The sequence below is a fragment of the Cupriavidus sp. KB_39 genome (assembly GCF_052114485.1).
GTDB lineage: Bacteria > Pseudomonadota > Gammaproteobacteria > Burkholderiales > Burkholderiaceae > Cupriavidus.
This window is the reverse complement of the sequence record NZ_JBFREV010000009.1, coordinates 53,607-79,733: the sequence shown is the minus strand read 5'-3', so window position 1 is coordinate 79,733 and position 26,127 is coordinate 53,607. Positions and strand designations below refer to the sequence as shown.

Below are 26,127 nucleotides of genomic sequence, written 5' to 3'. Positions count from 1 at the left end.
TGGAGAGACCCYCGTCAGGGGCTGTGGAGACGAGGCACCGGCCGGGGCCGGACGCCTCGGGTCAGATCGCTCCCGCCAGGCGCAGCGCAGCAATCTGGGCCGGCGACCGCCCCAGCGATTCGAGGATCTCGTTGGTGTGCTCCCCCAGCAGCGGCGAGCGCTCGACGTTCACCGGCGAGTCGGACAGTGTGATCGGCGAGCCGAGCTGCACGTATTTGCCGCGCACCGGGTGCTCCAGCTCGATCAGGAAGCCGCGCTCGTACATCGACTGGTCCCCGATCAGGTCCTTCATCGACAATATCGGGCCACACGGCACATCCACCTCGTTGAGTGCGTTCATCACCTCGAACTTGGTGTGGCCCAGGGTCCATTGCTCGATGATGCCGAAGCACGCGGCGAGCTTTTTCAGACGCACTTCAGGCGTGGCGAATTCCGGATCGGTGATCAGATCTTCGCGGCCGCACAGGCGCATCAGCGGCTCCCAGCCCTGCGGCTGGATGATGACGTAGACGTAGTCGTTCGCACCGCCCGGCGCGCAGCGCAGCGCAGCGCCCGGCTGGCCGCCGCCCGACGCATTGCCCGCGCGCGGCACGTGGTCGTCGAACTGATCGTTGGGGTACTCGCGCAGCGGGCCGGCATCCAGGCGCTGTTGGTCGCGCAGTTTCACGCGGCACAGGTTCAGTACGGCGTCCTGCATGGCGACTTCCACGCGCTGGCCGCGCCCCGAATGCTCGCGCTGCAGCAGTGCGCCCAGGATCCCGACCACGCAGTGCACGCCCGTACCCGAATCGCCGATCTGCGCGCCCGTCACCAATGGCATGCCGCTGGCTTCGCCTGTCGTCGATGCCGCACCGCCCATGCACTGGGCCACGTTTTCATACGCCTTGCAGTCCTGGTAGGGGCCGGGACCGAAGCCCTTGATCGACGCATAGACCATGCGCGGATTCAGGTCCTGGATATGTTCCCAGTCGAATCCGGCGCGGGCCAGCACGCCCGGACCGAAGTTCTCGATCAGCACATCGCTCTGCTGAATCAGGTCTTCCAGCAGTGCCTTGCCTTCCGGCGTTTTCATATTGAGCGTCAGGCTACGCTTGTTGCTGTTCAGCATGGTGAAGTACAGGCTGTCAGCGTTGGGCACGTCACGCAGCTGGCTGCGCGTGATGTCACCGCGTCCGGGCAATTCGACCTTGATCACGTCGGCGCCCATCCAGGCCATCAACTGCGTAGCCGAGGGGCCGGCCTGAACGTGCGTCATGTCCAGGACGCGAATGCCGTCCAGGGCTTTGCGTTGCGCCATGGTGCTGCTCTGACTTTGGTTGGTAGCCTCGGCCATGCTCGTCTCCTGATTTGTGCTTCGCTCTTTTGACATACAGTATGTGGTATATCAGCAAGATGCAAGAGGGTTTAAACCCGAATCATGGAAGTTTCGACGCTGCATCGCAGCAAATGCGCATAGGCCGTTCCAAGGACAGCCCCTCRCCTGCGAGATGGGCAAATAGCCAAAGAAACGTGCCAAAGAAAAAGCCCCAACGTGCCGTAAAGCTGTTGGGGCGCAAGAAGATTCGGCCACATCGCGGAACAATGCCCGCGCTCCGTCATGGGCTGGGCGACGGGGCGTGCATGACGTGGCCGGCAGTCAGTCCAGGAAGTCGCAGTTCTTTTCCACGTAGTCGGCCAGGTCCAGCGAGTGCTGGCGCACCAGCTTCTCGGCCAGTTCCGTATCGCGCTTCTCCAGCGCCTCGATAATCCGCAGATGATCGACGATCGACCGCGCGGCGCGGTCGCTCTGCGAGATCGTCATTTTCCGAATCGCACGCACATGGACGAAGATGTTCTTGATCGCGTCCATGATGATCTGCGACTTCGATAGCTGCACGATCGCCTGGTGAAAGACGATGTTGGCGTCGGAATACTCTTCGATGTGTTCGGCTGGCGTGGAGTCTCGGAAGCTGTCGAACATGTGTCGCAGTTTGCCGATTTCCTCGTCGGTGGCATGGAGCGTGGCCAGGCGGGCCGCCATACTCTCCAGCGCGGCCCAGACCTGGATCATCTCCACGATCTCGCGCTTGGTCTTGCGCATGATGTAGATGCCGCGGCGCGGCACCGTGCGCAGGAAGCCTTCCTGCTCGAGCAGCGTCATCGCCTCGCGGATCGGCGTGCGGCTCACGCCCAGCGCTTCGGACAGCACGCGCTCGTCCAGCCGCACTTCCTCTCGCGACTGATAGATATCGGCATCGGCAATGGCCTGGCGCAGCATCGCATAGGCCTGGTCGCGCAGGCTGGCGCCCGCGTTGATCGGCTGCAGCGACAGGGTCAGGCCGGCGGGCTGGACTTCGGGTGTTTGGGCGGACATGAATGCACTCGTCTATGACCGGCGCCCCGGGGGCCGAGGCGGCCTCCGGCGGCGTCCCGCCCCACTCCACTGCCGGGACCTGACGCGCGGACGCATGGTGTCCAGTTTGGCATGGCGCCATGCGGTTTGCTCATCAATCTCGTCGATGATCGCGCGTCAAGAACCCGAACGGGTGAGAAAGGGGCGGGTCCGGCCTTTCGTATATGGTATATCAAGATCACCACATCGCCGGGGATTTCTCCCGCGTCATGCCGCGCGCGCCACCGGCACGGGCGGCGCAGTCTGACCGCCCTGCGCCATCCTGTCGCGCTGCTTGATCAGCCCCAGCACGGCATCGACCATCGGCGTAGGCTGGCCGATCATCCGGCCCATCTCCTGCACCACGGTCAGCAGGGGGTCGATTTCCATCGCCCGGCCGGCCTCCAGGTCCTGCAGCATCGAGGTCTTGTGCGCCCCCACCGCGCCGGCGCCGTCGATACGCCGCTCCACATCGACCCGAAAGTGCACGCCAAAGCGCTCGGCAATCGCCTTGGCCTCCAGCATCATCTGGCGCGACAGCGCGCGCGTGGCTGGGTCGGACGTGATGATGTCCAGCGTGGCATGCGTCAGCGCGCTGATCGGATTGAAGCAGAGGTTGCCCCACAGCTTGAGCCAGATCTCATCGCGGATGTTGTCGCGCACGGGCGCGTCGAGGTCCGCCTTGACCATCAGGTCGGCGAGTTGCGTCACGCGCGAGGAACGGCTTCCATCTGGCTCGCCGATAGGAAACTTCTTACCGTAGACATGGCGGATCACGCCCGGCGCCTCGATCTCGGCGGCCGGATACAGCACGCAGCCGATCGCCCGCTCCGGCCCGAGGCCGCGCCACTGCTTGCCGCCTGGGTCCACGCTCTCCAGCGTGCGCCCGGCGAACTCGCCGCCATGCTTGTGGAAGTACCAGTAGGGAATGCCGTTGACGCCGGTCACGACTGCCGTTTCCGGCCCGAGCAGCGGCTGCATCAGATCCACCACGCCGGGCACCTGGTGCGCCTTGAGCGTGATGAACACATAGTCCTGCGGACCCAGCTCGCGCGGATCGCTGGTGCAGCGCACGCGCGCCACGCGCTCCTCGCCTTCGATATGAAGGCGCACGCCGTTGGCCTGCATGGCCGCCAGATGCGGCCCGCGTGCGATAAAACTCACGTCGGCGCCCGCGAGCGCCAACTGCGCGCCCATGTAGCCGCCAATTGCCCCTGCCCCATAGATACAGATCTTCATGGGTTGTCTCCTCGATGGTTGTGATGACCGGTATTATTTTGATATATCACATACTATATTCCAGTCTTGGCGTTTCACAACCTCAATCTCGCCCTATCTGATGTCCCCTGCACCGCCGGCGTGCGCTACCATGATCCTGGTAGTCCGCTTTCGGGTAGCCCTGCCCCAGCCCACCCCAACCAAGGAGTTCGCATGGAATCGCTACTCGCGCTGGCGCGCGACCCGGCCGCCTGGGCCGCACTGGCCACGCTCGTGGCCATGGAGGTCGTGCTCGGCATCGACAACCTCATCTTCATCTCCATCCTGACCAACAAGCTGCCCGAGGCCATGCGCGAGAAGGCCCGACGGCTGGGGATCAGCCTGGCGCTGGTGATGCGCCTGGGCTTGCTGGCGACGATTGCGTGGATCGTGGCGCTGACCGAGCCGGTCTTCACGCTCCTCGGCAAGGGCATTTCGTGGCGCGACATCATCCTGATCGCCGGGGGCGCGTTCCTGGTCTGGAAGGCCACGCGTGAGATCCATCAGCACGTCGCGCCCGAGCCCGGGCACGGCGAGGAAGGCATGGTCGCCCGCGCCGCGCCKGGCTTCGCGATGGCCATCGGCCAGATCCTGGTGCTCGACCTCGTGTTCTCGGTCGACAGCATCATCACCGCCGTAGGCATGACCGACCACGTGCCGATCATGTTCGTGGCCGTCATCGCCGCCGTGACCGTGATGCTGTTCGCGGCCACGCCGCTGGCGAACTTCATCAACGCCAATCCCACCATCATCATGCTGGCGCTGGCCTTCCTGATCATGATCGGCATGACGCTGATTGCCGACGGGCTGGGTCACCACGTGCCGAAGGGCTACATCTATACAGCGATGGCGTTCTCRTGCGGCGTGGAGGCGTTGAATATGCTGGCGCGGCGGCGGCGCAGCCGGCGCGCGGCGTCGCCGCCGGCCTGATATCGGGTATTCGGGCGCGGTGGCTGGCGAGCCGCCTGCCCGAGCGGGTATGATGGCTGTCTTTGCTGTCATCCCCACTCACACGCATCCATGCTTCCTGCGGATCTTGCCGGCGCCGACGGCGACCAGAGCGCGTCGCTGCCGCGTTCCGAACGGGCCTACCAACAACTCCGGGGCGCGATCCAGGCCGGCCACCTGCCGCCCGGCACGCGCCTGCGCGAGGTGGAACTGGCCGAATCGCTAGGGTTGTCGCGCACGCCGGTGCGCGAGGCGCTGTCGCGGCTCGAGTCCGAAGGGCTCGTCGTCAACGAGCCGAATCGCGGCATGATGGTGACGCGGCTCGACGCCAGCATGGTGAGCGAGCTGTATGTCATGCGYGAGGTGCTCGAATCCACTGCCGCCGCGCTGGCTGCCCGCCACGCCACCGATGTGGAAATCTCGTTGTTGCGCGATATTGTCGAGCGCGACCTGGCCTTCGCCGAAGATCCCGACAAGCTGGCGGTCAACAATCGCCTGTTCCACGAGACGCTGCACCGCTGCGCGCACAATCGCTATCTGCTGAAGACCTTGCGCTCGCTGCACGAGTCGATGGCGCTGCTCGGCCGCTCCACGCTGGCCGTGCCGGGCCGCGCCCGGGGCTCATACGAGGAACATCTGGCGCTGGTGGAAGCGCTCGAGGCCCGCAACCCGGCGCAGGCCGAGCAGATCGCCCGGCGCCATATCCAGCAGGCGTACAAGGTGCGGCTGTCGCTGTGGATCGAGGAACAGTCAGCAGGCGGTCAATCGCTATCGCTTTGATTGATCGATAGYTTTCGATCCCGCCTAGCCCCAACAGCCCCAGCAGCCCCGCCCAGTGCGGGGCTTTGTTTTGGAATGTTGGGGTGGATTGTTTAATCCACGAGAAGAGTGTGTTCCCTCGCGCGTGCTATGCCGGGCCGGCCGCGCTTGCTATCGTCCATACCGAGGCCGAGGCTCTTCTCTCCCTTTTCGGCCTCACGTCACCTCCGTGGCGGTTTTTTCTTTGAGGCGCGGCCTGATCGCCGCGCCTCCTTTCTTAGGGAGGTCTGCCATGACCGACAAATCCGCCGACAAATCCGTCAGGATTCCCGGCCCGGATCATCCGATCACGATCACGCCCCAGGGCGGGCGCGTGGTGGTGACCGTAGCGGGCCGTGTGGTTGCCGATACCCGCCGCGCCTTGACGCTCGCCGAGGCCTCATACCCGCCAGTCCAGTACATTCCGCGCGAAGACGTGGACATGTCTCRACTGACGCGCACCCAGCACACCAGCCACTGTCCCTACAAAGGCGATGCGGCCTACTACAGCATTCCCGCMGGCGGCACCCGCACGGACAACGCCGTGTGGACCTACGAATCGCCCCATCAGGCGGTTGCCCAGATCGCTAATCATCTKGCCTTCTACCCGGATCGTGTCGATCGCATCGAAGTGACGCGTTAATCACCAAAAAAGCCAAAAGCCGACCCGCCGCACACCTCGAAGGGCTGTACGGCGGGTCGGCTTTTCAATGGCGGCGCCGGGAGACGCCGCAGGCACTACAGGGGGGTGTTCTGACCGGATTAACCGTTCGCGTAGACGACCTTGGCCTTGCGCGCTTCCGCTTGCAGGCGGGAGAAAACATTCTGCACAGCAGCCACAACGCGCTTCACGTCGTTGGCAAAACCCAGGCTTTGCGTGCCCAGTTCGCGCTCGATCAGGTCGCGTTCGAGTTGATCGGTCATCTTGATGTCGGATTGGGTGTTCATGGCTTCCTTCCTTGAGGGATTACCCTTATGGGGTTTTCCCGAATTGTAGCAGAAGGATTGTCGCAATGCAGCATTAGGTGATAGTACGTATGCAGGGAAGCAACGCAAGCCGTCTTCCCCTTGGACATTCCACCAGGCACCGGCAGCCATGAAGCGACGAAGAAGGCACCCCGCGTCCAGTACTATCGCCTTCCTGACGACTTCGAGACACACCATGACCGATACCGAAACATTCCTGCGCGAAGCCATCCGGCTCGCCCAAGCCAATATGGAGGCCGGCGGACGGCCCTTTGGCGCAGTGATCGTGCGCGACGGCAAGGTAATCGCCACCGGCGTCAACGAAATCCTGACCACCAACGATCCCACCTCGCATGCCGAGCTGAACGCCATCCGGGCTGCCAGCCAGGCGTTGGGCCGCCCAAGCCTTGCTGGCTGCGCGGTATATGCCAGCGGACATCCGTGCCCGATGTGCATGGCGGCCATGCGCTTGGCCGGCGTGACGCAGGTGGCGTACGCCTATTCGAATGACGATGGGGAACCGTTCGGCCTTTCGACAGCGGCGATCTACGCGGACTTGGCGCGGCCGTTCGCGGAACAGTCAATGAACATCGACTATGTGCCCGTCAGGCTGGACGGCGTCGCGGACCTGTATGCGGACTGGAGAACCCGACAGGGCACGGCCAAATCCTGAGGACCTGAAGCGGCCACGGGCGCCTTGATGGCCGGGCGGCGCGGTGATGGTCGGCCACGTACGCCACATATCGTTATCGTGTTTCCTTCGTTCCGTTGCGAGAGGCCCTTCCCTATCCTGCGTAGCTTGTACGGGAAAGGACCCTCGCATGACCGCTTCGCTGGAACTCGATCCTCAACGCGCCCCACGCCAGCTGCACCTGAACCTTAACGCGCTGCACAGCGGCTTCGTGCCGTCGGCATGGCGGCTCCCGGACAGCGACCCGCTCGCATTCACCGACGTGCAGCACTACGTCAGGCTGGCCCACAYCGCCGAGGCCGGCAAGTTCGATGCGATCTTCCTGGCCGACAACGCGGCCATTGCGGACCAGATCAACTTCCGGCCGATTACTGCGCTGGAACCCACTGTGCTACTGGCCTGCGTGGCCGCCGCCACGACGCACATCGGGCTGGTCGCTACCGCCTCGACGAGCTACAACGAGCCGTACAACATCGCCCGCCGCTTTGCCACGCTCGATCATGTCAGCGGCGGTCGCGCGGGYTGGAACGTCGTGACCACCGCCGACGCTGCCTCGGCACGCAACTTCGGCCACGACGCCGTGCCCGACCATGCGCAGCGCTATGCGCGRGCGGACGARTTCACGACCGTGGTGCGCGCGCTATGGGATAGCTGGGAGGACGATGCCTTCATCGGCGACAAGCGGGACGGCCGCTTCGTCGATACCCGCAAACTTCAGCCCATTGCGCACCGCGGCGCGTCGTTCAACGTGCAAGGGCCGCTGAACCTGCCCCGTTCGGTACAGGGGCATCCGGTGCTGTTCCAGGCCGGCGGCTCGGCCGACGGGCAGGAACTGGCCGCGCGGCATGCCGAAGCGGTGTTCTCGGCGGCGCAGTCGATCGAGGAATCCATCGAGTATGGCCGGCGGATCAACGCGCAGGCCGAAGCCATCGGGCGCGGCCCGCACGCCGTAAAGATCCTGCCGGGACTCACGACCATCATCGGTGCGACCGAGGCGGAGGCGCTGCGCCGGCGCGACGAACTCGTCGACCTGATCCCGTGGGACTACAGCCTTAACCGGCTGGCCGGCACGCTGGGCATCCCGGCCGACCGCCTTCGACTCGATGCGCCGCTGCCCGAGCCATTGACACTGCCGGCCAACGGCAACGGCAACCACACGTTCTTCAACACCACTGTGGCGCTGGCCCGCCGGCGCGGGCTGACCGTGCGAGCGCTGATCCGCGAACTGGCCGGCGGTGGGGGGCATCGCGTCATCGTCGGCACGCCCGAACAGATTGCCGACGACATCGAGCACTGGTTCCGCCAGGGCGCCGCGGACGGCTTCAACCTGATGCCGGACGTGCTGCCCGATGGCCTGAGCGCCTTCGTGGAGGGCGTGGTGCCCATCCTCCAGCGTCGCGGCATCTTCCGCACCGAGTACACGGGTCGTACCCTGCGCGACCACCTCGACCTGCCCCGGCCATCTGGCCGGGTATCCGCGCCGGAGCCCGCCACGTCGCGCGCTGCCGCCTGACCGCCTTCTTCCACCGATCACACCATACCCATCCATGAACCGCCGCGATTTCCTGGCTGCATCCACCCTGCTCTCGATTGGCCTGCCCTTCTCCGCTGAATCCTTCGCCCAGGCCACCGCCCCCGTGCGCGGCGGCGTGCTGAATGTGGCCGTCTCCCCGGAGCCCACGCTGCTGACTTCGGCGTTCATCACCACCATGAACATCGGGCAAGTCTCCAGCAAGGTGCTGGAAGGGCTGGTCGCCTACGATCTGAACCTGAAACCCGTGCCCGCGCTGGCGACGGCGTGGAACACCTCGCCGGACGGGCTCAAGACCACCTTCCAGCTCCGCAAGAACGTCAAGTGGCACGACGGCAAGGACTTCACCGCCGCCGATGTCCAGTACACCCTGCTCGAARTCTGGAARAAGCTGCATCCATTTGGGCGCGCAGCGTTCGCCAACGTCACGGCAGTCGACACGCCGGACCCGCACACGGTCATCATCCGGCTGTCCTCGCCGGCCCCGTACCTGATCAACTACATCAACACCTACGGCGCGCAGATCCTGCCGCGCCACCTGTATGARGGCAAGGACGTGCTCAGCAACCCGCTCAACAGCGCGCCGGTTGGCACGGGCCCGTTCGTGTTCAAGGAGTGGGTCAAGGGCAGCCATGTCCGGCTGGAGCGCAATTCGCACTACTGGCAGGCCGATCAGCCCTATCTCGACGGTATCGTCTTCAAATTCATCCCAGACGCCGCCGCGCGCACCGTGGCGCTGGAAGCCGGCGAGCTGGACGTGGCGCTCGGCTCCAGCATTCCGCTGTCGAACCTGAACCGCTTCCAGGACAAGCAGCGCTACCGCATCAACACCGACGACGGCCGCTACCTGGCAACGATCTTCCTGACGCAGTTCAACGTGCGCAAGCCCTACTTCGCCGACAAACGCGTGCGCCAGGCGTTCGCCCATGCGATCGATCGCAACGCGCTGCTCAAGGTGGTGTTTCTCGGCTACGGCAAGCCGGCCACGGGTCCGGTGCCTTCGTCGGTGGTCAACTACTACGCCGGCGACACCCGCCAGTACCCGTTCGATGTGAAGAAAGCGGCGGCGCTGCTCGACGAGGCTGGCTTCAAGCCCGGCAAGGACGGCAAGCGGCTGCGCATCACGCTCGACTACGATGGCGGCGGCGGCGTCACCGCCAGCCGGCCTGCCGAGTTCATCAAGCAGTCGCTTGCGCGCGTCGGCGTGGAGGTGGAGTTGCGCGCCGGTGACACCGCCACCTACCTGCGGCGCGTGTTCACTGACCAGGATTACGACCTGATGATCTCGAGCCTGCATCGCCTGCCCGATCCCACGCTCGGCGTGCAGCGCCTGTTCTGGACCAAGAACATCATCAAGGGCGCGCCGTGGACCAACGGCTCGGGGTACTCGAATCCCGAACTCGACCGGATCATGGAGGCGGCCGGACGCGAAGCCGATGACGGCAAGCGCAAGGCGCTGATCCGCAACTGGCAACAGATCGTGCAGGAAGATGTGCCAGTGCTGGACCTCGTCGAGCAGACCTGGGTCACGGTATCGACGGCGCGCTTCCGGAAGGCCACTGCGCAGGGCGACGGATTGTTCGCCTCGTATGCCGATGCCTGGCTCACACCCAAGGCATAAGCGCATGCGCCGCCCCGCCCTTGCGTTCCTGCGCCAGCGCCTGTTGCAGGTGATACCCGTGGTGCTTGGCATTGCCTTGCTGAACTTCGTGATCCTCCAGCTCGCGCCCGGCGATGTSGTCGACGTGCTGGCCGGCGAGGCCGGCGCGGCGACGCCCGAGACCATGGCCCAACTGCGCGCGAACTTCGGGTTAGACCAGCCGATGTGGCTACAGCTCGCACATTACCTGCGACAGATCGCCACGCTGGATCTCGGCTTTTCGTACCGCCAGAACATGCCGGTCTTCACCCTGATCGTGAACCGCCTGCCGGCCACGTTGTTGCTGATGACGCTCGCCATGGGCATCGCGCTGGTCCTTGGCATTGCCCTCGGCGTCGTGGCCGCCGTGCGCGTGCATCGCTGGCCCGACCGCCTCATCTCGCTGGGAACGCTGGTGGCCTACGCCATGCCAACGTTCTGGCTCGGCCTGATGGCCATCGTGCTGTTCTCCGCGCGACTGGGCTGGCTGCCGTCCGGTGGCATGACCGATGTCAGCGCCGCCCATACGGGGCTGGCCTACTTCGGCGATGTGGCGCGCCACGCCATCCTGCCGGCCTGCACGCTGGCAACGTTCTATCTGGCGGTCTACACGCGCCTGGTACGCACCGCGATGCTGGAGCTGGACGGCGCAGACTTCGTGCGCACCGCGCGCGCCAAGGGCGCTGGCGAGATCCGCGTCACGCTCGTCCACGCGCTGCGCAACGCCTTGCTTCCGCTGGTGACGATGGCAGGCTATCAGGTGGCCTCGCTGCTCAGTGGGGCGGTGCTCGTCGAGTCGGTCTTCAGCTGGCCGGGCCTGGGGCGGCTTGCGTTCGAATCGGTCCTCGCGCGGGATTTCAACCTGCTGCTCGGCATCCTGCTGCTCAGTTCGCTTCTGGTCATCGTTGTGAACATCTTCGTCGATCTGCTTTACGCGGCCATTGACCCGCGTGTGGCCGTGGTCCGCACTGGCGCACGGCCATGACTGCAGCGACCGCTTCCGTTATCGCCCGATCCCGTCCGCGGGCGCTCTGGCGCACYATCACGCGACATCCGGCCGTCTCGCTCGGCGCGCTGCTGATGCTGATCGTCGTCCTTGCTGCCGTAGTGGGGCCCGTTGTGTTCCCGGGCGACCCGTGGGAAATGGCAGGTCCGCCGATGCTGTGGCCCGGCGAGGACCCGGCCCACCCGCTTGGCACCGATTTCATGGGGCGCGACCTCGCCACGGGGCTGGCGGCCGGCGCGCGCGTCTCGCTGCTGATCGGACTGGTCAGTACCGCGCTGGCGGCCACCCTCGGCATTGCCGTCGGCGCTATCGGCGGGTATTTCCGTGGACGCGTCGAYGCSGCACTGATGCGGCTGACCGAAGTCTTCCAGACGGTGCCGAARTTTGTCCTCGCCGTGGTGCTGGTGGCGATCTTCAAGCCATCCRTCACGACCGTGGTGCTGGCTATTGGCGTGGTGTCATGGCCCGCCACCGCGCGGCTGGTACGCGCCGAGTTCCTGTCGCTACGCGAGCGCGAGTTCGTACTCGCCGGCGAGACCATCGGCATGGGCCACACGCGCCTCATCGTCACGCAACTGCTGCCCAATGCGCTGCCGCCCGTGATCGCCATGGCGACCCTCACGGTTGCCACCGCGATCCAGACCGAAGCCTCGCTGGCTTTCCTCGGTCTCGGCGACCCCAACGTCATGAGCTGGGGCACGATCATYGGCAGCGGGCGCGAACAAGTCGTGGACGCCTGGTACATCTGTGGCCTGCCCGGCTTTGCCATCGTGCTGACCGTGCTGGCMTTCAACCTGCTCGGTGACGGTCTCAACGATGCCTTGAACCCCCACCTGCGCCAACGACGGAGCTGACGCCATGACGCTGCTCGATGTGCGCGCGCTGCGCACCACCTTCACCACCGCCAACGGCCCCGTCACCGCGCTGCACGACGTCTCGCTGCACATCGATCGCGGCGAGACGCTGGCGCTCGTTGGCGAAAGCGGCTCGGGCAAGTCCGTGACGGCCTACTCGATCATGGGCCTGCTGCCACGCCGCACGGCAAGGATTGCGGGTGGACAGGCCTTATTTGATGGCACGGACCTGTTGGCGCTGGACGCACGTGCGATGCAGGACATCCGTGGCAACCGGATCGCCATGATCTTCCAGGAGCCGATGTCTGCGCTCAACCCCGTGATGCGGATCGGCGACCAGATTGCCGAGGCGATTCGCCTGCATCGGCAGGTAACGCACGCGCAGGCTGCCGAACGCGCGGTGGGGCTGCTCGAGCAGGTTCGCATGCCATCACCAGCCGCGCGCGCCGGCGACTATCCACACCAGTTGTCCGGCGGCATGCGGCAGCGGGCAATGATCGCCATCGCGCTGGCCTGCGCGCCCGACCTGCTGATTGCCGACGAGCCAACCACCGCGCTGGACGTCACGACCCAGGCCCAGATCCTTGCGCTGCTCAAGCGTCTCCAGGCGGAGACCGGCATGGCGATGCTGCTCATTACGCACGACCTCGGCGTGGTGGCGGAGACCGCCGACCGCGCGGCCGTCATGTACGCGGGCCGTATCGTGGAACACGGTGATGTGGCCGACCTGCTGTCACACCCCACTCATCCGTACACGGCGGGCCTGCTCGCSTCCCTTGCCATCGAGGCACTCCCGCCCGGCGCGCGGCTGCCGGAGATCCCCGGCACGGTACCGCCGTTGTCCGCCATGCCACCAGGCTGCGCCTTCGCGCCGCGCTGCGCACACGCACTGCCCCGATGCCGGACGGAGATCCCAACACTGCGACGCGAAGGCGGTCGCCAAACCGCGTGCCATGCCCCGCTGAGCTTGCCGGTGCGCAGCATCCCCGTTCTCGAAGAGGTGGCGGCATGACCGAGCCGTTGCTTGCGCTGCGCAATGTCACGCGGCATTTCCATACCCAGGCAGGTGTCGTGCGGGCCCTTGACGACGTTTCGCTCCACGTGTCACGTGGCGAGACGCTCGGCCTCGTCGGCGAAAGTGGCTGCGGCAAATCCACGGTGGCACGCGTGGCCATGCGCCTGACGGACGTCGATACCGGCCGCGTGCTGCTCGATGGCGAGGACATTGGCGCGCGGCGCGGCAGCGCGCTCGATACGATCCGTACGCGCCTGCAGATGGTGTTCCAGGACCCCGCCGCCTCGTTGAACCCACGCACCACCGTGGGACGGGCGCTGGAGGAGCCGCTGATCGTGCATCGTCGGGGCGCTTCGGCAGCGCGGCGCGCGCGCGTGGCGGAGATGCTCGACAAGGTCGGCCTGCATGCCGATATGGCCGCACGGCTGCCGCATGAGCTGTCTGGCGGTCAGCGTCAGCGCGTGGCGATTGCGCGGGCGTTGATGCTCGAACCGGACCTGATCGTCTGTGACGAAGCGGTGTCCGCGCTCGACGTCTCCATCCGCGCCCAGGTGTTGAACCTGTTGCTGGACCTGCGCGACACGCTCGGCATTGCCTACCTGTTCATCTCGCACGACCTCGCCGTGGTGCGCCATATGTCCGACCGCATCGCCGTGATGTATCTGGGGCAGGTGGTCGAACAGGGCCCCCGCGATGCGGTCTGGGATTCAGCGCTGCATCCGTACACGCGTGCGTTGATCGCTTCGGCACCTTCGGCGCGCCGCGAAGCGCGCGAGCGTCCCGGCGCGGTCATCGAGGGGGAACTGCCCAGCCCACTGGCGCCGCCGGCAGGTTGCCGCTTTCACACCCGTTGCGCGTATGCCAGCGCACAATGCCGCGAGTCCGCACCAGTTTTGCGGGAGCGTGACGCGGGTCACTGGGTAGCTTGCCACGTTGCGTAGTGGCAGGGCGTCATCGCAACTCGGCGTATCCACGGCGATGCGCCTCGTCTTCCATCTGCGCATGCGGCAGGTAGTCCGCCACCGTGGCGGGCACGAGGTCGCGCAGCCGTAGCCGTGCGCACAGTGCGGCGTCCTCGCGCAGGCACGCGCACAGCGCCAGCCTGACATTGTCGAGGAGCGCCTGCCCCACCCGGCGCGAGGCGATGAAGGGCAACCCCGCCACAGCACGTGTTTCGCCGATCTGGCGCAGGCCCTCCAGCTTCGCCGGCATGTGCTCGCGCGCGAAGGCCAGCGTGACGCAATCAATGGCCGCCACGTCCGCCTCACCTTCCGCAACGGCCGCCAGCGAGCACAGGTGCGAACCTGTATAGACCGTGTGCGCGAAGAATCGCCCGTCGCGCGCCAGTGGCGCAACGGCGTGGCGCAACGCATTCATGCCACTATGAGATGTGCGATCGTTGCATGCCACCCGCATGCCCTGGCAGTCTGTCAACGTGGCAGGGCCATCCTTCGCACGCACCATGATCGCGCTGGTATAGCGATGCTCCACGCATCCGCGCGCCGCGAAACTCGGCGTCCCGACCAATTGAACATGGCCGGCGAGGCCACGGATCAGCGGGTAACCGCAGGTCTGCGACAGCAGTACGTCGTCACGACGCCAGAACGCGTGCAGCGCCTCCGCGCGCTCTCCCGGCTCCACGACGGACAACGCTACGGGCGTATCGCTTCGTGCCAGCCGTTCCGCGATTCGAGCCAGCAGCGCGTGCCAGTCTTCCCGCAAGGCGGGGCTAACGTTGTACATCGGCAGTGCGGCCACCCAGCGTTCAGGTGCGCTCATGGTGTCCTCCTGCGTCCCTGGGGCGCTCCGCCGGGGCGTGATACACCGGATGCGCCACCGGTGCCACGGCACGCAACGCGTATCGAAAGATCCATTCGCGATAGCCGCGCACCAGGAATCCGTCCGTGCGCGCCAGGTAGTCCYCGGCACGCCGACGATAGACCCAAGCAAGCGCAAACCATGGCACTGCTGGCAGATCGTGATGCACGAGGTGATAGTTGTTGTTCAGGAACAGGAGCCGCCACGCCCATCCGGCATCGTTGATCACGCTGCGCGCGCCAAACGGCGGATCCACACGATGCTCATGGAAGGAACGGATCGCGGCAAGCGACAGCGCCGGGTATCCCACGCCCGCCAGCACCAGCCACGCCGGCATCCCGCAGGAGGTATCGAGCCACACCAGCAGCACGCCTAGCGCCAGCAGATGGGCGATCCACGTCGGCACATCCTCCCAGTTGCCGTGGCGAACCCGGCCCACGGCATCGGCGCCAATCGAGGCAATGGCAAACGCCGGCTGGAGCAACACACGCCCTGTCAGCGTATTGCGCGCCGCGTAGAGCCTGCGCACCAGCGGCCCGGCTGCGTGCCAGTCACCGGCGTACAGGAAGTAGCTTTCCGGATCGCCATCCGGATGGGTGAGGTCCGCAGCATGGTGCTCCAGATGTGAGCGCCGGTAGATGCCGTATGGCAGCCAGATGCCAAGTGGTGCGGCGCCTAGCAGGGCATTGAGCCACGGCAGCCGGGTGGGATGGCCGTGCAGCAGTTCATGTTGCAGTGACAGGAACCACGTGGTCGCCAACGTCAGCAGCACGCAGGCGAGCGGCAGCCCGATCCGGTTGGCGTTGACCGCCACGCCGAACCACGACGCGTAGACGGCAACGATCAGCAGCCAGGTTGGCAATTCCGATCGCCACAGCCAATGACGGGCGGCGTGGGCCAGTTCGGCGCGCTGTCTGTTGTCGAGGTAGGTGGCCATGAATGCTGTGATGCAACGGGAAATGGACGTTCAGCTTACGGGCATGAGCCGCTGGACCGGAACGATTGAATGACCATATGAATATGCGCGTGCCCGGTGTCGGAGCACTTCCCGGCGTATTCCTCATGAGCTCATTCACCCGACGCCGGTGGGCGACCGTGACGGCATTCCCACGCGCCACCGCACAGCCGGAYTTCGCATATGAATCGCACGCGCAAGCGATATCGACATGCGGATATCGTGCTTCGCCGTTCCCGCCGTATTGATTACCCTGAGTGGCCCCGAACCACGATGACGACATGGGAACTATCGATACGCTGGCGCCGCGCGACGCGGCCGTCAACCCGCACCCTGCCCCGCGCGGCGAAGCGCTACCGCCGGCCGGGGAAGTCGCCGTGCTGCGCGAGCGCGCGAGGGCATTRCTGCCCGAGATCGCGGCCGAGGCCAGCGCGCGTGAGTCCCGGCGCGAGCTGCCCTTTGCGCTCGCCCGAAAGATCGCGAACGCTGGCCTGCTGACGTTCAGGATACCCAAGGCATATGGCGGCCCGGGTGGCAGCATTCGGGACACGATCCAGTTCGTCATCGACCTCGCGGCGGTCGACGCCAATCTCGCTCAATCTCTGCGGCCGAACTTCGGCCTCGTGGAAGGGATATTGGCAGGACAGGACAACGAAGCCGAACGCGACCGCTGGTTCAACCGCTTACTGTCTGGCCAGATCATCGGGAATGGCGGCATCGAACGCGGTGGCAAGCAGGGCGAAGTCAGGGCGACCATCGTGCGGAACGACGACCATCACGTCGTCAACGGCACGAAGTACTACAGCACCGGGGCACTGTACGCGGACTGGGTCACGTCCATCGCCCTGGACGAGACCGGGCAGGAAACTCATTTCACGGTGCCACGCCAACGCGCGGGCATGGAACTCGTCGATGACTTCGACACCATCGGACAACGCCTCACCGCCAGCGGTACCACGCGCTTTACGGACATGCGAGTGGAGCCGGACGAAGTCCGCCGCAGTCATGTTCCGCGGGACCGCCGGAATCCCGTCACGCCCGTGTTCCAGCTCTTCCTCGCCGCTACCGAGGCCGGCATCGCACGCAACGCGTTGAACGATGCGATCTGGTTCGCACGCAACAAGGCGCGGCCCATCAAGCACAGTTCGGCCGAGCGTTCGGTGGATGACCCCTACGTGCAGGAGACCATCGGCCAGATTGCCGCCGAAGTCTACGCGGCCGAAGCGGCCACGCTGCGCGCCGCCGACGCCATTGACGCCGCCTGGGCCGACCACCTCAGCGATGCCTCGCTGACGCGGGCGTCCATCGATGTGGCCCAGGCACAGTACTTCGCCGTAGGCGCCGCATTGAAGAGTGCCGAGTACGTGTTCGACGTCGGGGGCGCATCGGCGTGTGATCGCACCTACAACCTCGATCGGCATTGGCGCAATGCACGCACCGTGGCGAATCACAATCCGCGCCAGTGGAAATCCGCCGCCGTAGGCGCCTGGCTGCTCAAGGATCAGCCCCCACCTACCACGGGTCTGTTTTAGCACCTCGCAACTCACATCAATCAGGGACTCTCACAATGAAAACATGGACGCGCGCCCTCATCGTGGCGCTTGGGGTTGGCATCGGCGCGGTCGGGGGCATGGGATCTGCCTCGGCGCAGGGCGCACCGGACAAATCGAAGATCAAGGTTGGCATTTCGGCCGGCAACCAGGAGCAGATCTTCGATGTGGTCAAGAAAGTGGCCGCCCGGGACGGCCTGACGATCGACGTCGTGGTATTCAACGACTACCTGCAGCCCAACGAGGCGCTCGCGTCTGGCGATCTCGATGCGAACGCGTTCCAGCACAAGCCATTCCTCGAYAGCCAGATCAAGACGCGCGGCTACAAGATCGTGCCGGCTGGCCTGACGATCACGGCRCCGCTCGGCATCTACTCCAAGAAGTACCACAGCAYTGATCAACTGCCGGAAGGCGCGCGCATCGGCATCCAGAACGATCCGTCGAACGGCAATCGCGCGTTGCTGCTGTTGCAAARGGCYGGCCTGATCAAGCTGAAGGCGGGGGTAGGCCAGAACGGYGTCAACGCGACGCCGCTCGATGTGGTGGAGAATCCGCGCAAGCTCAAGCTCGTGGAACTCGACGCCGCGCAGTTGCCGCGCGCGCTGCCTGACCTCGCGGCGGCATCGATCAACAACGACTATGCCTACCAGGCCGGRCTGTCCTTGCAGAAGGACACCATTGCGATCGAGGATGCACGCGGCCCCTACGCSAATYTGATTGCCACGCGCCCGCARGACAAGGAAAAGCCATGGGTGGCCAGACTGGTCAAGGCCTACCAGTCCGACGAAGTGCGCAACTTCATCAACACCCAGTTCAAGGGGTCGATCATCCCTGCATTCTGATCCCGAAGACGCGCAGCGACATCTGCGTGAATGACAACGAATTGCCTGCGGGAATCGCCGCAAAGGTCCAACGATGAACTCCGTCTTTCCGTTCGAACACCGGGCGTCTTTCACGCCCAACCCAGAACCGCGGCAGAAATTCTGGTTCGACCCGCTACCTGAGCGCCCCAGCGTGGCGGCCGAGCGCCGGCACCGTCAGGAGCGTCTTGCCGGCGCTTTCCGCCTCTTTGCACGCCAGGGCTTCGCGCTCGGCCTTGCCGGGCACATCACCGCGCGGGACCCCGAGTTTCCCGATCATTTCTGGGTCAACCCGCTCGGCGTGCATTTCTCGCGCATCCGCGTCTCCGACCTGTTGCTCGTGAACGCCCGCGGTGAAACAGTGGTCGGCAACCGCCCGCTGAACAAGGCGGCCTTTGCCATCCACGCGGCCATTCATGAGGCACACCCGCACGTCGTAGCAGCCGCGCATACGCATTCCACCTACGGCAAGGCCTGGTCCACGCTGGGCCGCAAGCTCGATCCTCTGACGCAGGATGCGTGCTCGTTCTTTGAAGACCACGTGCTGTTCGATGATTTCACCGGTATGGTCGTGGACAACTCCGAGGGGGATCGCATTGCGCAGGCCCTGGACAAGGGCAATGGCCAGACGTACAAAGGTGCGATCCTGAAGAACCACGGCATCCTGACGGCGGGTCCTACCGTGGAAGCCACAGCCTGGTGGTACATCGCACTGGAGAATGCCGCACACACGCAACTGCTTGCCGAAGCCGCCGGCACACCACAACTGATCGACACTGCCACGGCGCGGCACACACATGGCCAGGTGGGCGGCAATGAAGGCTCGTTGCACGCGTTCGAGAGCCTCTTCGCGGGGTTGGTGGATGCAGAACCCGATCTGCTCGATTAGACACGCCCGTCAAGATCGGCTTTCCCGGCCAGCGGATCGCTGAAGTGTTCCCGTACGAGCTGGGCGGCCACCTCCCAGAGGGCGGGTGCGCCACTTTCGATGGTCGGCCCGTAACGCGCGAAGACCTGCTCCTCACTGACCTGAGGCGCGACCCAGGTGCCGCCGTCCGTTGCCACGTTGTGAAGTAGCGGCTGGAAGCGGTCCAACGCCTTGGCGAACTTCGCGTCGTCGCTCTCCGCCGCCTCGAATTCGGTCCAAAGACCGCGAAACTCGGCGGCTTGCGCATCCGGCAACAAGGAAAAGATCCGCTCCGCCGCCTGGCGCTCCCGTTCCACCTGATCGGCCTGCATCGACGGATCATGGAACGGTGCATCGCCGGCATCGATCTCCACAATATCGTGGAGGAGGAGCATCTTCACGACGCGGACCACGTCGACAGGCGCCGCCGCGTGCTCCGACAGCACGAGCGCATACATGGCGAGATGCCAGGAATGCTCGGCACTGTTTTCTCGACGCGAGCGATCGATCAGCGGCGACATCCTTACGACGCTCTTCAGTCGATCAATCTCTCTCAGGAAGGCGAGCTGCCGCTCCAGGTGGGAAAGGTCCATGGTGAACACGAGGCGATAAGAATCACTGGAAGGAAGAAGTCTAGCAGCCACCTTCGCGTGCTTCAGGCACTACCCCCGCCAGCGGACAGAAGACCGCTTGCCGTCGACCCGCAGGGACTTTACTTCGCATGCAAAGTATCAATATACTTCGCATACGAACTTAAACCCTTGGAGACCGACATGACCACCCCGGAAATTCGCACCGACCTGACTGCCGGCGTGCTGACCATCACGCTAGCCAGACCGGACAAGAAGAACGCCCTCACGAATCAGATGTACGGCACGCTGGCCGATACCATCGAGCGCGCCGAGCACGATCGCAACATCCGCGTATTGCTGGTGCAAGGGGATGGGGACATGTTCACTGCAGGGAATGATGTGAGCGAGTTCGCAGCGATCGCGGTGGGAAAGGGTCCTGCCGAGCGTCATGTGCACCGCTTTCTGCATGCCTTGGCCAAGGCGACGGTGCCCATCGTTGCAGCGGTCCACGGCAAGGCCGTCGGCGTTGGCACCACCATGCTGCTGCATTGCGACTACGTGCTGCTGGCGCAGGATGCGCAACTGATCACRCCTTTCGTGAATCTCGCGCTCGTGCCTGAGGCGGCCTCGAGCTACCTGATGCCGCTGTGCATCGGCCACGCCCGGGCATTCGAGATGTTTGCGATGGGTGAGCCGCTGGACGCCCAGACTGCCGTGGCGTGGGGCATCGCCAACAGGGTCTGCAACAACGATCAACTTCGTGCGGAAGCGCGCCGCATGGCCGAGCGCATCGCCGCCAAGCCGCCCGGTTCCCTCAGCGCGATGAAGGCGCTGATGCGTAAAGCCGAGGCGCTGGTGGCCCAGATGGATAGCGAGAGCGCCAAGTTCCAGGAACGGCTGACGAGCGCCGAGGCCAGGGAGGCGTTTGCCGCCTTCGCCGAAAAACGCAAGCCAGATTTCTCGAAGGTGACGCAGCAGTAAGCGTGCACGCTGCGGCCCCAGCCGCAGCCCAGGTTACGCGTCCCCGTCGTCGGCAACGGGAAACTTTTCCTGCAGGCTGGCGAGCCACCGCGCCACCACGTCGACTTCCGCCTCCGTGAAGCCCTCGGTCAACTTTGCATTAAGGTCCTTCATGCGCGTCTTGGAACGCTGGCGCGCGGCACGCCCTGCATCCGTCAGCCACAAGCGCGATGCCCGGCCGTCGGTCTCATCGGCCCGGCGCTCGATCAATCCAGCTTTTTCGGTCCGGTCAGCCAGACCGCTGATGCCCGGCGCACCCAGATCGAGCGCGGCAGCCGCCTCGCTCATCAGTGCACCGTCGTGCGTGCCCAGGAAGAACAGCAGCCCGGACTGAGCCGCTGTCACCCCGCCACCGGCTGCGCGCGTCTGCCATCGTTGCAGTCGACGCTGGCCAACGTTCAATAGATATACAAGGCGATGCTGCATCTTCCTGAGGCAAGAGTTGTCGTGATTAGTTCGCATGTGAATCATATCACGCACATCGCCTTGAACCCGTCCGCTCAGGCGTTGAAACCGCCGTCGATCGTCAGGCTTGCACCAGTAACGAAACCAGCCTCCGGGCTGGCCACGTAGGCAACCATGCCCGCGATCTCGGCCGGATGCGCGTGACGCTCCAGGGCCATCAGGGCATGGAGGGCGCCGCCGAAATCGCCGGACTCCGGATTCATATCGGTATTGGTCGGACCGGGTTGGACATTGTTGACCGTGATGCCCTTCGGCCCGAGGTCGCGCGCCATGCCTTGCACGAGCCCTTGCAGCGCCGACTTGCTCATCGCGTAAGCCGCGCCGCCCGGGAACGGCATGCGCTCGGCATTGCAGCTGCCGATATTGATGATGCGACCGCCCTGCCCCATGTGCGGCAAGACCGCCTTCGACGCGACGAAGACGGCGCGCACATTCACTTCCAGGGTCTTGTCGAAGTCTTCCAGCGAGAAGGTATCGATCCCGCCCATCAGCAGCACGCCGGCATTGTTCACGAGGATGTCGATCTTGCCAAAGTGCCGCGCGGCGTCGTCGATGGCGCGCGTGAGCGAGGCCGYATCGCCTGCGTCCGACTGGATGGCCAGTGCGCGGCCGCCAGCGGCTTCCACGCTGGCCACCAGTGCGTTGGCGTTGGCGGTCGAGCCCTTGTAGGTAAATGCCACGGCTGCGCCGTCCTGCGCCAGACGCTGGACGATCGCGGCGCCAATGCCGCGGGCGCCGCCAGTAACGAAAGCAACCTTGCCGGCAAAGGTGGTGGGGGTGGTCATGTCGAAACTCCATCGGGTTAGGGTGAGTGAAGTATCCACACACGATTGCCGCGCGAATAGCCCATAATCCGGATCATCAATTTCAACCAAAAGTATCGGATCTGACGATGGAAGGCCTGAGTCTTCTCGAATCCTTCATCCTGAGCGCCCAAACGGGCAGCTTCTCGGGGGCCGCGCGGCGTCTGGGCGTCACGCCCGCTGCGCTCAGCAAGAACGTCGCGCGCCTGGAAGCGCGGCTCGGACTGCGGCTGTTCCATCGCAGCACGCGCAATCTGACCCTCACGGCCGACGGCGAGCGCTTTCTGCACGAGGTGACCGCGCCCTACGCGGACTTGCAGGACGCCTTTTCCCACGCGGCGGAGCGCAGCGGCGCGCCGTCGGGGATGCTGAAAGTGAGYTTGGGGGTCGCGTTCGGGCGGGAATACCTGGTGCCGATGCTTGGCGAATTCCTGGGCCGCTATCCGGAAGTCGTGCCGGACTGGCATTTCGATAACCGGCCCGTCGACCTGATCGGCGGCGGCTTCGATGCGGCGATTGGGGGTGGCATCGAACTGAGCCAGGGGGTCATCGCCCGGGAATTGGCTCCCGCGCACGTGATCGTCGCGGCATCGCCGGCCTATATGGCGACCCGGCGCATGCCGAGGCACCCCTCGGAGTTGGCCCAGTTCGATGGCATCGCCCGGCGCTCGGTCGCCACCGGCCGCCAGTACGCATGGACCCTGCGCAATCCGTTCGGTGAGAAGGCCCTGGCCGAGTGCCGCACCCGCCTTATTTTCGACGACCCGGAAGCCATGGCGCACGCAGCGATGCTTGGCCACGGCGTGGCCATGCTGCCGATGCCGCACGCTTCCCGCTGGCTGCTCAGCGGCGACCTCATCCGGTTGCTGCCCGGCTGGTACGCGGATATCGGGCCGATCTGCCTCTATTACCCAAACAAGCAGCAGCTGCCGCTCAGGACGCGTGCGTTCATCGATTTCGTAGTCGATGCGTTCCGCGAACAGCGCCTGGCTGCGCGTTTCGATAGCCGCTGAGGCCATGCAGGACGAATAACGCGGCTCCAGTTGAACGTGGTGCCAGAGCTGTCGCTCCGATGGACGACCACGATCTTCATATCTGGCCAGCAGCAGGCCRGGATTTTCCGCCGCAATGGCCGGATCGTTCCAGTTGACGATTCTTCCCTGGTAGATCTCCGTGAGCAGCGCACCGGTCATGCGYAACTGCCCCGGGCGGACGCCATCCAGGTTGAACACGGGCACGACACCGCCGATCACGATGGGAAACGGCTATGGCAGACACATGACARTCACAATCGCGAATCGCCCTCGCCCACGTGGGCGCCTGGCCCCTGTCTCGCCATCACGTCCTGCGGATTGCGCAACGGACACGCCTTCAGCGACAGGCAGCCGCAGCCGATGCAGCCGTCGAGTTGATCGCGGAGCAACGTCAACGCACGAATGCGGGCGTCGAGATCTTCCCGCCAGGACGCTGACAGCCGGCGCCAGTCGGCCACGGTCGGTGCCTTGCCTGCCGGCAAACGCGCGAATGCGTCGGCAATGACCGCGAGCGGCACGCCCATGCGCTGGGCAATGCGTAAAACAGCCAGCCGACGGAGGATGCCGCGCGGATAGCGGCGCTGGTTGCCAGCGCTGCGCGTGCTCGAAATCAATCCCTTCGATTCGTAGAAATGGAGCGCGGACGCGGCCACGCCGCTGCGCTCGACCACTTCGCCAATGGTCAGCGGATCGCGGGCGCGCATCGGGYGCACCGGGGGCTCCAACGGARCGTTCTTCGGGGGGCGGCTCATGACAGGACCATGGAGGACAAGGAAAGCCCTTGCAGCGCGCATGGTATCGCATCGAAGCTTGACCTCAAGTGCACTTGAAGTKTGACACTGGYATCCCTTCTCCWTCCAGGACCCTGCCATGCTGCTCGAATCGCCGCGCGCCCCGTACCTCCAGTTCATGAACCCGCCCGACCTCTACGACCCGCGCCTGAACGGCTATTCACATGTCGCGGTGGTGAACCGGCCCGCGAAGATCATCTTCGCGGCGGGCCAGGGTGGCGAGGACATGTGCGGCGGCCTGCTGGCCGACTTCACGGCGCAGGTCACCCGTGCACTGTCCAACCTGCGCGTGGCGCTGCAGGCGGGCGGTGCGGATATCCCAGATGTGGCCAAGATCACGGTGCTGATCGTCGATCATTCGATGGAACGGCTGGCCATCTTCAGCCGCGCCTGGCAGGCCCTGCTGGGCGACTGGCCGGCCCCCGCCTGCACGCTGATTCCCGTGCCAAGGCTGGCGATTGACGGCATGCTGTTCGAGATCGAGGCGGTGGCGGTGCTGCCGGAATAACAGGTCTGGACCAATCCAAACCGGCCGACTCCATTTACTATGCTAGTCACCATCGACCGGCACGGGAGCGAGCTTGGCCAATCCGGATCTTCTCGATCGCGACCCAATGGCCGCGCGCGTCGTCGCTGCGCAAGCCAGCCCTTGTGACGAACTCGTCATCCGTACGCAGCCCAACGCGGTCGATCGTCCGTGCCGGCGCAAACGTATGGCGCTCGCCGCGACGATCCTCGGCTCAAGCATGGCGTTCATCGACGGCTCCGTCGTCAATGTTGCGCTGCCCGCCATGCAGAGCGAGCTCGGCGCGAGCGTTGCGGCAATGCAGTGGATCGTTAACGCCTACCTGCTCTTTCTCGGGTCCCTCGTGCTGGTGGGCGGATCGATGGGCGACAAGCTCGGCCGCCGCACGGTGTTCATCGCCGGCGTCGGGGTCTTCACGGTGGCGTCGGCCGCTTGCGGGCTCGCGCCAAACGCGAGTTCGCTGATCGTCGCGCGCGCTGTCCAGGGCATTGGCGCGGCGCTCTTTGTCCCCAGTAGTCTCGCGATCATCGGCGCCGTGTTCGAAGGCGAAGCACGCGGACGGGCGATTGGCACCTGGGCGGCCGTCGGCGCGATCACGTCGGCGGTGGGGCCGGTGGCAGGCGGCGCGCTTGTCGACGCGTTGTCGTGGCGCGCAATATTTTTCCTCAACGTACCGCTTGCAGCGCTGACAATTGCGCTGGCGATGTCGTCAGTGCCGAATAGCCACAAGCTCGATGCGCCTCAGCAACTGGACTGGCCCGGCGCGCTGAGCGCGGCGGCCGGGCTCGCCACCCTCACCTATGGCCTGACCCAGGTGTCGGCGCGCGGCTTCGCGCATCCGCTCGTACTGGGCACGATCGGCGCCGGCGTGCTCGTGCTGGGCGCATTCGTGAGGATCGAAGCGAACAGCCGTCATCCCATGATGCCACTCGACGTGTTTCGCTCCCGCGATTTCACCGGCGCCAACCTCGTCACCCTACTGCTCTACTTCGGTCTGGGCGGCGCACTGTTCTTCCTGCCGTTCACGCTGATACGCGCACATGCCTACACCGCAACCGAAGCAGGCGCCGCGCTGCTACCGGTGCCGGTCATCATCGGCTTGCTATCGCGCTTCACCGGCAGCCTGACAAGCCGCTTCGGTTCGCGGGCACTGTTGAGCGCTGGCCCGGCCGTCGCCGGCATCGGATTCGCGATGCTGGCGCTGCCGTTCGTGCATGGCGGCTATTGGACCGGATTCTTCCCGGCACTCGCCGTGCTCGGGCTCGGTATGACGATCACCGTCGCGCCACTCACGGCGACGGTWATGGGCTCCGTGCCGGGCGACCAGGTAGGCATCGCCTCCGGCATCAACAACGCGGTTGCCCGGGTGGCGAGCCTGCTGGCCGTTGCGGTGCTCGGCATCGTGTTCGTGTGGTCGCACGAAGCGGCGCTGTCGGCGCGGCTGGATGCACTGCATATTCCTCAGGATGCACGCCAGACCGGGCAATTGCTGGAGCCGGACGGAGCGGCAGCAGGCGACACCCGTACACCGCCTCAGGGCCCCTTGGCGCGGGCGGAGGCCGAAGCCATCGCTGACGCCCTGCGCGCCGTGGCGCTTGTGGCCGCCGCCTGCGCGTTTGCCGGAGCGGGTGTAGCGATGGCGACCATCCAGCGCCGCAAGTGACGTGCTTCGCGTCGGCCGCAGAAGGCGAGCGTAAATCCACCTTTACAAAATCCCACGGCGAAATGCCATGCAGCACGATTATCGGAG

27 protein-coding genes are annotated in these 26,127 nt (G+C 65.3%); 17 read left to right on the top strand and 10 right to left on the bottom strand.

Annotated features, from left to right (window positions below; genetic code table 11):
• Positions 1-61: 61 nt before the first annotated feature.
• From frc to AB4Z27_RS09460, 3 genes are all read right to left on the bottom strand, one after another.
• Positions 62-1,333, bottom strand: a complete 1,272-nt coding sequence (gene frc, locus AB4Z27_RS09470) for a formyl-CoA transferase (protein ID WP_441644339.1) — start codon at positions 1,331-1,333, stop codon at positions 62-64.
• A 303-nt stretch (positions 1,334-1,636) separates the two neighbouring features.
• Entirely contained in the window at positions 1,637-2,353 is a 717-nt protein-coding gene (locus AB4Z27_RS09465) for a GntR family transcriptional regulator (RefSeq protein ID WP_092299721.1), read from the bottom strand.
• Between the two features lie 246 nt (positions 2,354-2,599).
• Positions 2,600-3,610, bottom strand: a complete 1,011-nt coding sequence (locus AB4Z27_RS09460) for a 2-dehydropantoate 2-reductase (RefSeq protein ID WP_092299718.1) — start codon at positions 3,608-3,610, stop codon at positions 2,600-2,602.
• Between the two features lie 192 nt (positions 3,611-3,802).
• Between AB4Z27_RS09460 and AB4Z27_RS09455 the strand changes: the two genes are divergently transcribed.
• The 3 genes from AB4Z27_RS09455 (at position 3,803) to AB4Z27_RS09445 (ending at position 6,017) form a co-directional block, all read left to right on the top strand.
• Positions 3,803-4,558 carry a TerC family protein gene (locus tag AB4Z27_RS09455; RefSeq protein ID WP_092299715.1) on the top strand — a complete coding sequence of 252 codons (756 nt, stop codon included), beginning with the start codon at positions 3,803-3,805 and terminating at the stop codon, positions 4,556-4,558.
• Positions 4,559-4,648: 90 nt separating this feature from the next.
• The gene (locus tag AB4Z27_RS09450; protein WP_144197071.1) at positions 4,649-5,356 is read left to right on the top strand and encodes a GntR family transcriptional regulator; all 708 of its coding nucleotides are present in this window, start codon (positions 4,649-4,651) and stop codon (positions 5,354-5,356) included.
• Positions 5,357-5,627: 271 nt separating this feature from the next.
• A complete protein-coding gene (locus AB4Z27_RS09445; protein WP_441644338.1) occupies positions 5,628-6,017 on the top strand; it encodes a DUF427 domain-containing protein in 390 nt (129 codons plus the stop codon).
• Positions 6,018-6,136: 119 nt separating this feature from the next.
• Here the strand turns inward: AB4Z27_RS09445 and AB4Z27_RS09440 are convergent, their stop codons facing one another.
• The gene (locus AB4Z27_RS09440) at positions 6,137-6,322 is read right to left on the bottom strand and encodes a hypothetical protein (protein ID WP_092299706.1); all 186 of its coding nucleotides are present in this window, start codon (positions 6,320-6,322) and stop codon (positions 6,137-6,139) included.
• 214 nt (positions 6,323-6,536) lie between these two features.
• Between AB4Z27_RS09440 and AB4Z27_RS09435 the strand changes: the two genes are divergently transcribed.
• From AB4Z27_RS09435 to AB4Z27_RS09405, 7 genes are all read left to right on the top strand, one after another.
• Entirely contained in the window at positions 6,537-7,013 is a 477-nt protein-coding gene (locus tag AB4Z27_RS09435; protein WP_092299703.1) for a nucleoside deaminase, read from the top strand.
• 148 nt (positions 7,014-7,161) lie between these two features.
• Positions 7,162-8,544: an LLM class flavin-dependent oxidoreductase gene (locus AB4Z27_RS09430; RefSeq protein ID WP_441644337.1), complete on the top strand. Its 1,383-nt coding sequence runs from the start codon at positions 7,162-7,164 to the stop codon at positions 8,542-8,544.
• Between the two features lie 34 nt (positions 8,545-8,578).
• A complete protein-coding gene (locus AB4Z27_RS09425) occupies positions 8,579-10,183 on the top strand; it encodes an ABC transporter substrate-binding protein (RefSeq protein WP_441644336.1) in 1,605 nt (534 codons plus the stop codon).
• Between the two features lie 4 nt (positions 10,184-10,187).
• Positions 10,188-11,186: an ABC transporter permease gene (locus tag AB4Z27_RS09420; protein ID WP_441593468.1), complete on the top strand. Its 999-nt coding sequence runs from the start codon at positions 10,188-10,190 to the stop codon at positions 11,184-11,186.
• Positions 11,183-12,061, top strand: a complete 879-nt coding sequence (locus AB4Z27_RS09415; RefSeq protein WP_441644335.1) for an ABC transporter permease — start codon at positions 11,183-11,185, stop codon at positions 12,059-12,061. Before AB4Z27_RS09420 ends, AB4Z27_RS09415 begins: the two co-directional genes overlap by 4 nt.
• Before the next feature lie 4 nt (positions 12,062-12,065).
• Positions 12,066-13,073, top strand: a complete 1,008-nt coding sequence (locus tag AB4Z27_RS09410; RefSeq protein WP_441644334.1) for an ABC transporter ATP-binding protein — start codon at positions 12,066-12,068, stop codon at positions 13,071-13,073.
• On the top strand, positions 13,070-14,017 hold the full coding sequence (locus AB4Z27_RS09405) for an ABC transporter ATP-binding protein (RefSeq protein WP_092299685.1): 948 nt from the start codon (positions 13,070-13,072) through the stop codon (positions 14,015-14,017). Before AB4Z27_RS09410 ends, AB4Z27_RS09405 begins: the two co-directional genes overlap by 4 nt.
• Positions 14,018-14,027: 10 nt before the next feature.
• On the opposite strand, the gene AB4Z27_RS09400 is transcribed toward AB4Z27_RS09405, so the two are convergent.
• Together AB4Z27_RS09400 and AB4Z27_RS09395 are read right to left on the bottom strand one after the other, a co-directional pair.
• The gene (locus AB4Z27_RS09400; RefSeq protein WP_441644333.1) at positions 14,028-14,855 is read right to left on the bottom strand and encodes a phosphate/phosphite/phosphonate ABC transporter substrate-binding protein; all 828 of its coding nucleotides are present in this window, start codon (positions 14,853-14,855) and stop codon (positions 14,028-14,030) included.
• The gene (locus AB4Z27_RS09395) at positions 14,842-15,831 is read right to left on the bottom strand and encodes a fatty acid desaturase (RefSeq protein ID WP_441644332.1); all 990 of its coding nucleotides are present in this window, start codon (positions 15,829-15,831) and stop codon (positions 14,842-14,844) included. Before AB4Z27_RS09395 ends, AB4Z27_RS09400 begins: the two co-directional genes overlap by 14 nt.
• Positions 15,832-16,130: 299 nt before the next feature.
• Between AB4Z27_RS09395 and AB4Z27_RS09390 the strand changes: the two genes are divergently transcribed.
• The 3 genes from AB4Z27_RS09390 to AB4Z27_RS09380 all read left to right on the top strand — a co-directional run bounded on the left by AB4Z27_RS09390 (position 16,131) and on the right by AB4Z27_RS09380 (position 19,148).
• Positions 16,131-17,381, top strand: coding sequence for an acyl-CoA dehydrogenase family protein (locus AB4Z27_RS09390; protein WP_441644331.1), 1,251 nt, complete (start codon positions 16,131-16,133; stop codon positions 17,379-17,381).
• A 35-nt stretch (positions 17,382-17,416) separates the two neighbouring features.
• Positions 17,417-18,241 carry a MetQ/NlpA family ABC transporter substrate-binding protein gene (locus tag AB4Z27_RS09385; protein WP_441644330.1) on the top strand — a complete coding sequence of 275 codons (825 nt, stop codon included), beginning with the start codon at positions 17,417-17,419 and terminating at the stop codon, positions 18,239-18,241.
• A gap of 73 nt (positions 18,242-18,314) precedes the next feature.
• Positions 18,315-19,148: a class II aldolase/adducin family protein gene (locus AB4Z27_RS09380; protein ID WP_441593473.1), complete on the top strand. Its 834-nt coding sequence runs from the start codon at positions 18,315-18,317 to the stop codon at positions 19,146-19,148.
• Here the strand turns inward: AB4Z27_RS09380 and AB4Z27_RS09375 are convergent.
• Positions 19,145-19,759 carry an HD domain-containing protein gene (locus AB4Z27_RS09375; protein WP_441644329.1) on the bottom strand — a complete coding sequence of 205 codons (615 nt, stop codon included), beginning with the start codon at positions 19,757-19,759 and terminating at the stop codon, positions 19,145-19,147. The two genes, AB4Z27_RS09380 and AB4Z27_RS09375, sit on opposite strands and share 4 nt — an antisense overlap.
• A 180-nt stretch (positions 19,760-19,939) precedes the next feature.
• On the opposite strand from AB4Z27_RS09375, the gene AB4Z27_RS09370 reads away from it, so the two are divergent.
• The gene (locus tag AB4Z27_RS09370) at positions 19,940-20,719 is read left to right on the top strand and encodes an enoyl-CoA hydratase (RefSeq protein WP_441644328.1); all 780 of its coding nucleotides are present in this window, start codon (positions 19,940-19,942) and stop codon (positions 20,717-20,719) included.
• Between the two features lie 33 nt (positions 20,720-20,752).
• Here the strand turns inward: AB4Z27_RS09370 and AB4Z27_RS09365 are convergent, their stop codons facing one another.
• Positions 20,753-21,184, bottom strand: a complete 432-nt coding sequence (locus AB4Z27_RS09365; protein ID WP_092299953.1) for a MarR family winged helix-turn-helix transcriptional regulator — start codon at positions 21,182-21,184, stop codon at positions 20,753-20,755.
• Between the two features lie 74 nt (positions 21,185-21,258).
• On the bottom strand, positions 21,259-22,008 hold the full coding sequence (locus tag AB4Z27_RS09360; RefSeq protein WP_441644327.1) for an SDR family oxidoreductase: 750 nt from the start codon (positions 22,006-22,008) through the stop codon (positions 21,259-21,261).
• A gap of 107 nt (positions 22,009-22,115) precedes the next feature.
• Between AB4Z27_RS09360 and AB4Z27_RS09355 the strand changes: the two genes are divergently transcribed.
• Positions 22,116-23,039 carry a LysR family transcriptional regulator gene (locus tag AB4Z27_RS09355; RefSeq protein WP_092299665.1) on the top strand — a complete coding sequence of 308 codons (924 nt, stop codon included), beginning with the start codon at positions 22,116-22,118 and terminating at the stop codon, positions 23,037-23,039.
• A 272-nt stretch (positions 23,040-23,311) separates the two neighbouring features.
• Here AB4Z27_RS09355 and soxR read toward each other — a convergent pair whose 3' ends face one another.
• Complete coding sequence (gene soxR, locus AB4Z27_RS09350) at positions 23,312-23,764, bottom strand: redox-sensitive transcriptional activator SoxR (RefSeq protein WP_143093934.1); 453 nt, start codon at positions 23,762-23,764, stop codon at positions 23,312-23,314.
• A gap of 166 nt (positions 23,765-23,930) precedes the next feature.
• Here soxR and AB4Z27_RS09345 point away from each other — a divergent pair, with 166 nt between their 5' ends.
• The gene (locus AB4Z27_RS09345) at positions 23,931-24,359 is read left to right on the top strand and encodes a RidA family protein (protein ID WP_441644326.1); all 429 of its coding nucleotides are present in this window, start codon (positions 23,931-23,933) and stop codon (positions 24,357-24,359) included.
• 106 nt (positions 24,360-24,465) lie between these two features.
• A complete protein-coding gene (locus tag AB4Z27_RS09340; protein WP_441593506.1) occupies positions 24,466-26,040 on the top strand; it encodes an MFS transporter in 1,575 nt (524 codons plus the stop codon).
• Positions 26,041-26,127: the final 87 nt, after the last annotated feature.

Bases quoted from the DNA above. Each gene is read 5' to 3' on its own strand.
- AB4Z27_RS09345 (WP_441644326.1), top strand. From the start codon at position 23,931: ATGCTGCTCGAATCGCCGCGCGCCCCGTACCTCCAGTTCATGAACCCG.
- AB4Z27_RS09460 (WP_092299718.1), bottom strand. From the start codon at position 3,610: ATGAAGATCTGTATCTATGGGGCAGGGGCAATTGGCGGCTACATGGGC.
- AB4Z27_RS09465 (WP_092299721.1), bottom strand. From the start codon at position 2,353: ATGTCCGCCCAAACACCCGAAGTCCAGCCCGCCGGCCTGACCCTGTCG.
- AB4Z27_RS09375 (WP_441644329.1), bottom strand. From the start codon at position 19,759: ATGGACCTTTCCCACCTGGAGCGGCAGCTCGCCTTCCTGAGAGAGATT.
- AB4Z27_RS09380 (WP_441593473.1), top strand. From the start codon at position 18,315: ATGAACTCCGTCTTTCCGTTCGAACACCGGGCGTCTTTCACGCCCAAC.
- AB4Z27_RS09400 (WP_441644333.1), bottom strand. From the start codon at position 14,855: ATGAGCGCACCTGAACGCTGGGTGGCCGCACTGCCGATGTACAACGTT.
- AB4Z27_RS09405 (WP_092299685.1), top strand. From the start codon at position 13,070: ATGACCGAGCCGTTGCTTGCGCTGCGCAATGTCACGCGGCATTTCCAT.
- AB4Z27_RS09365 (WP_092299953.1), bottom strand. From the start codon at position 21,184: ATGCAGCATCGCCTTGTATATCTATTGAACGTTGGCCAGCGTCGACTG.
- AB4Z27_RS09435 (WP_092299703.1), top strand. From the start codon at position 6,537: ATGACCGATACCGAAACATTCCTGCGCGAAGCCATCCGGCTCGCCCAA.
- soxR (WP_143093934.1), bottom strand. From the start codon at position 23,764: ATGCGCGCCCGCGATCCGCTGACCATTGGCGAAGTGGTCGAGCGCAGC.
- AB4Z27_RS09440 (WP_092299706.1), bottom strand. From the start codon at position 6,322: ATGAACACCCAATCCGACATCAAGATGACCGATCAACTCGAACGCGAC.
- frc (WP_441644339.1), bottom strand. From the start codon at position 1,333: ATGGCCGAGGCTACCAACCAAAGTCAGAGCAGCACCATGGCGCAACGC.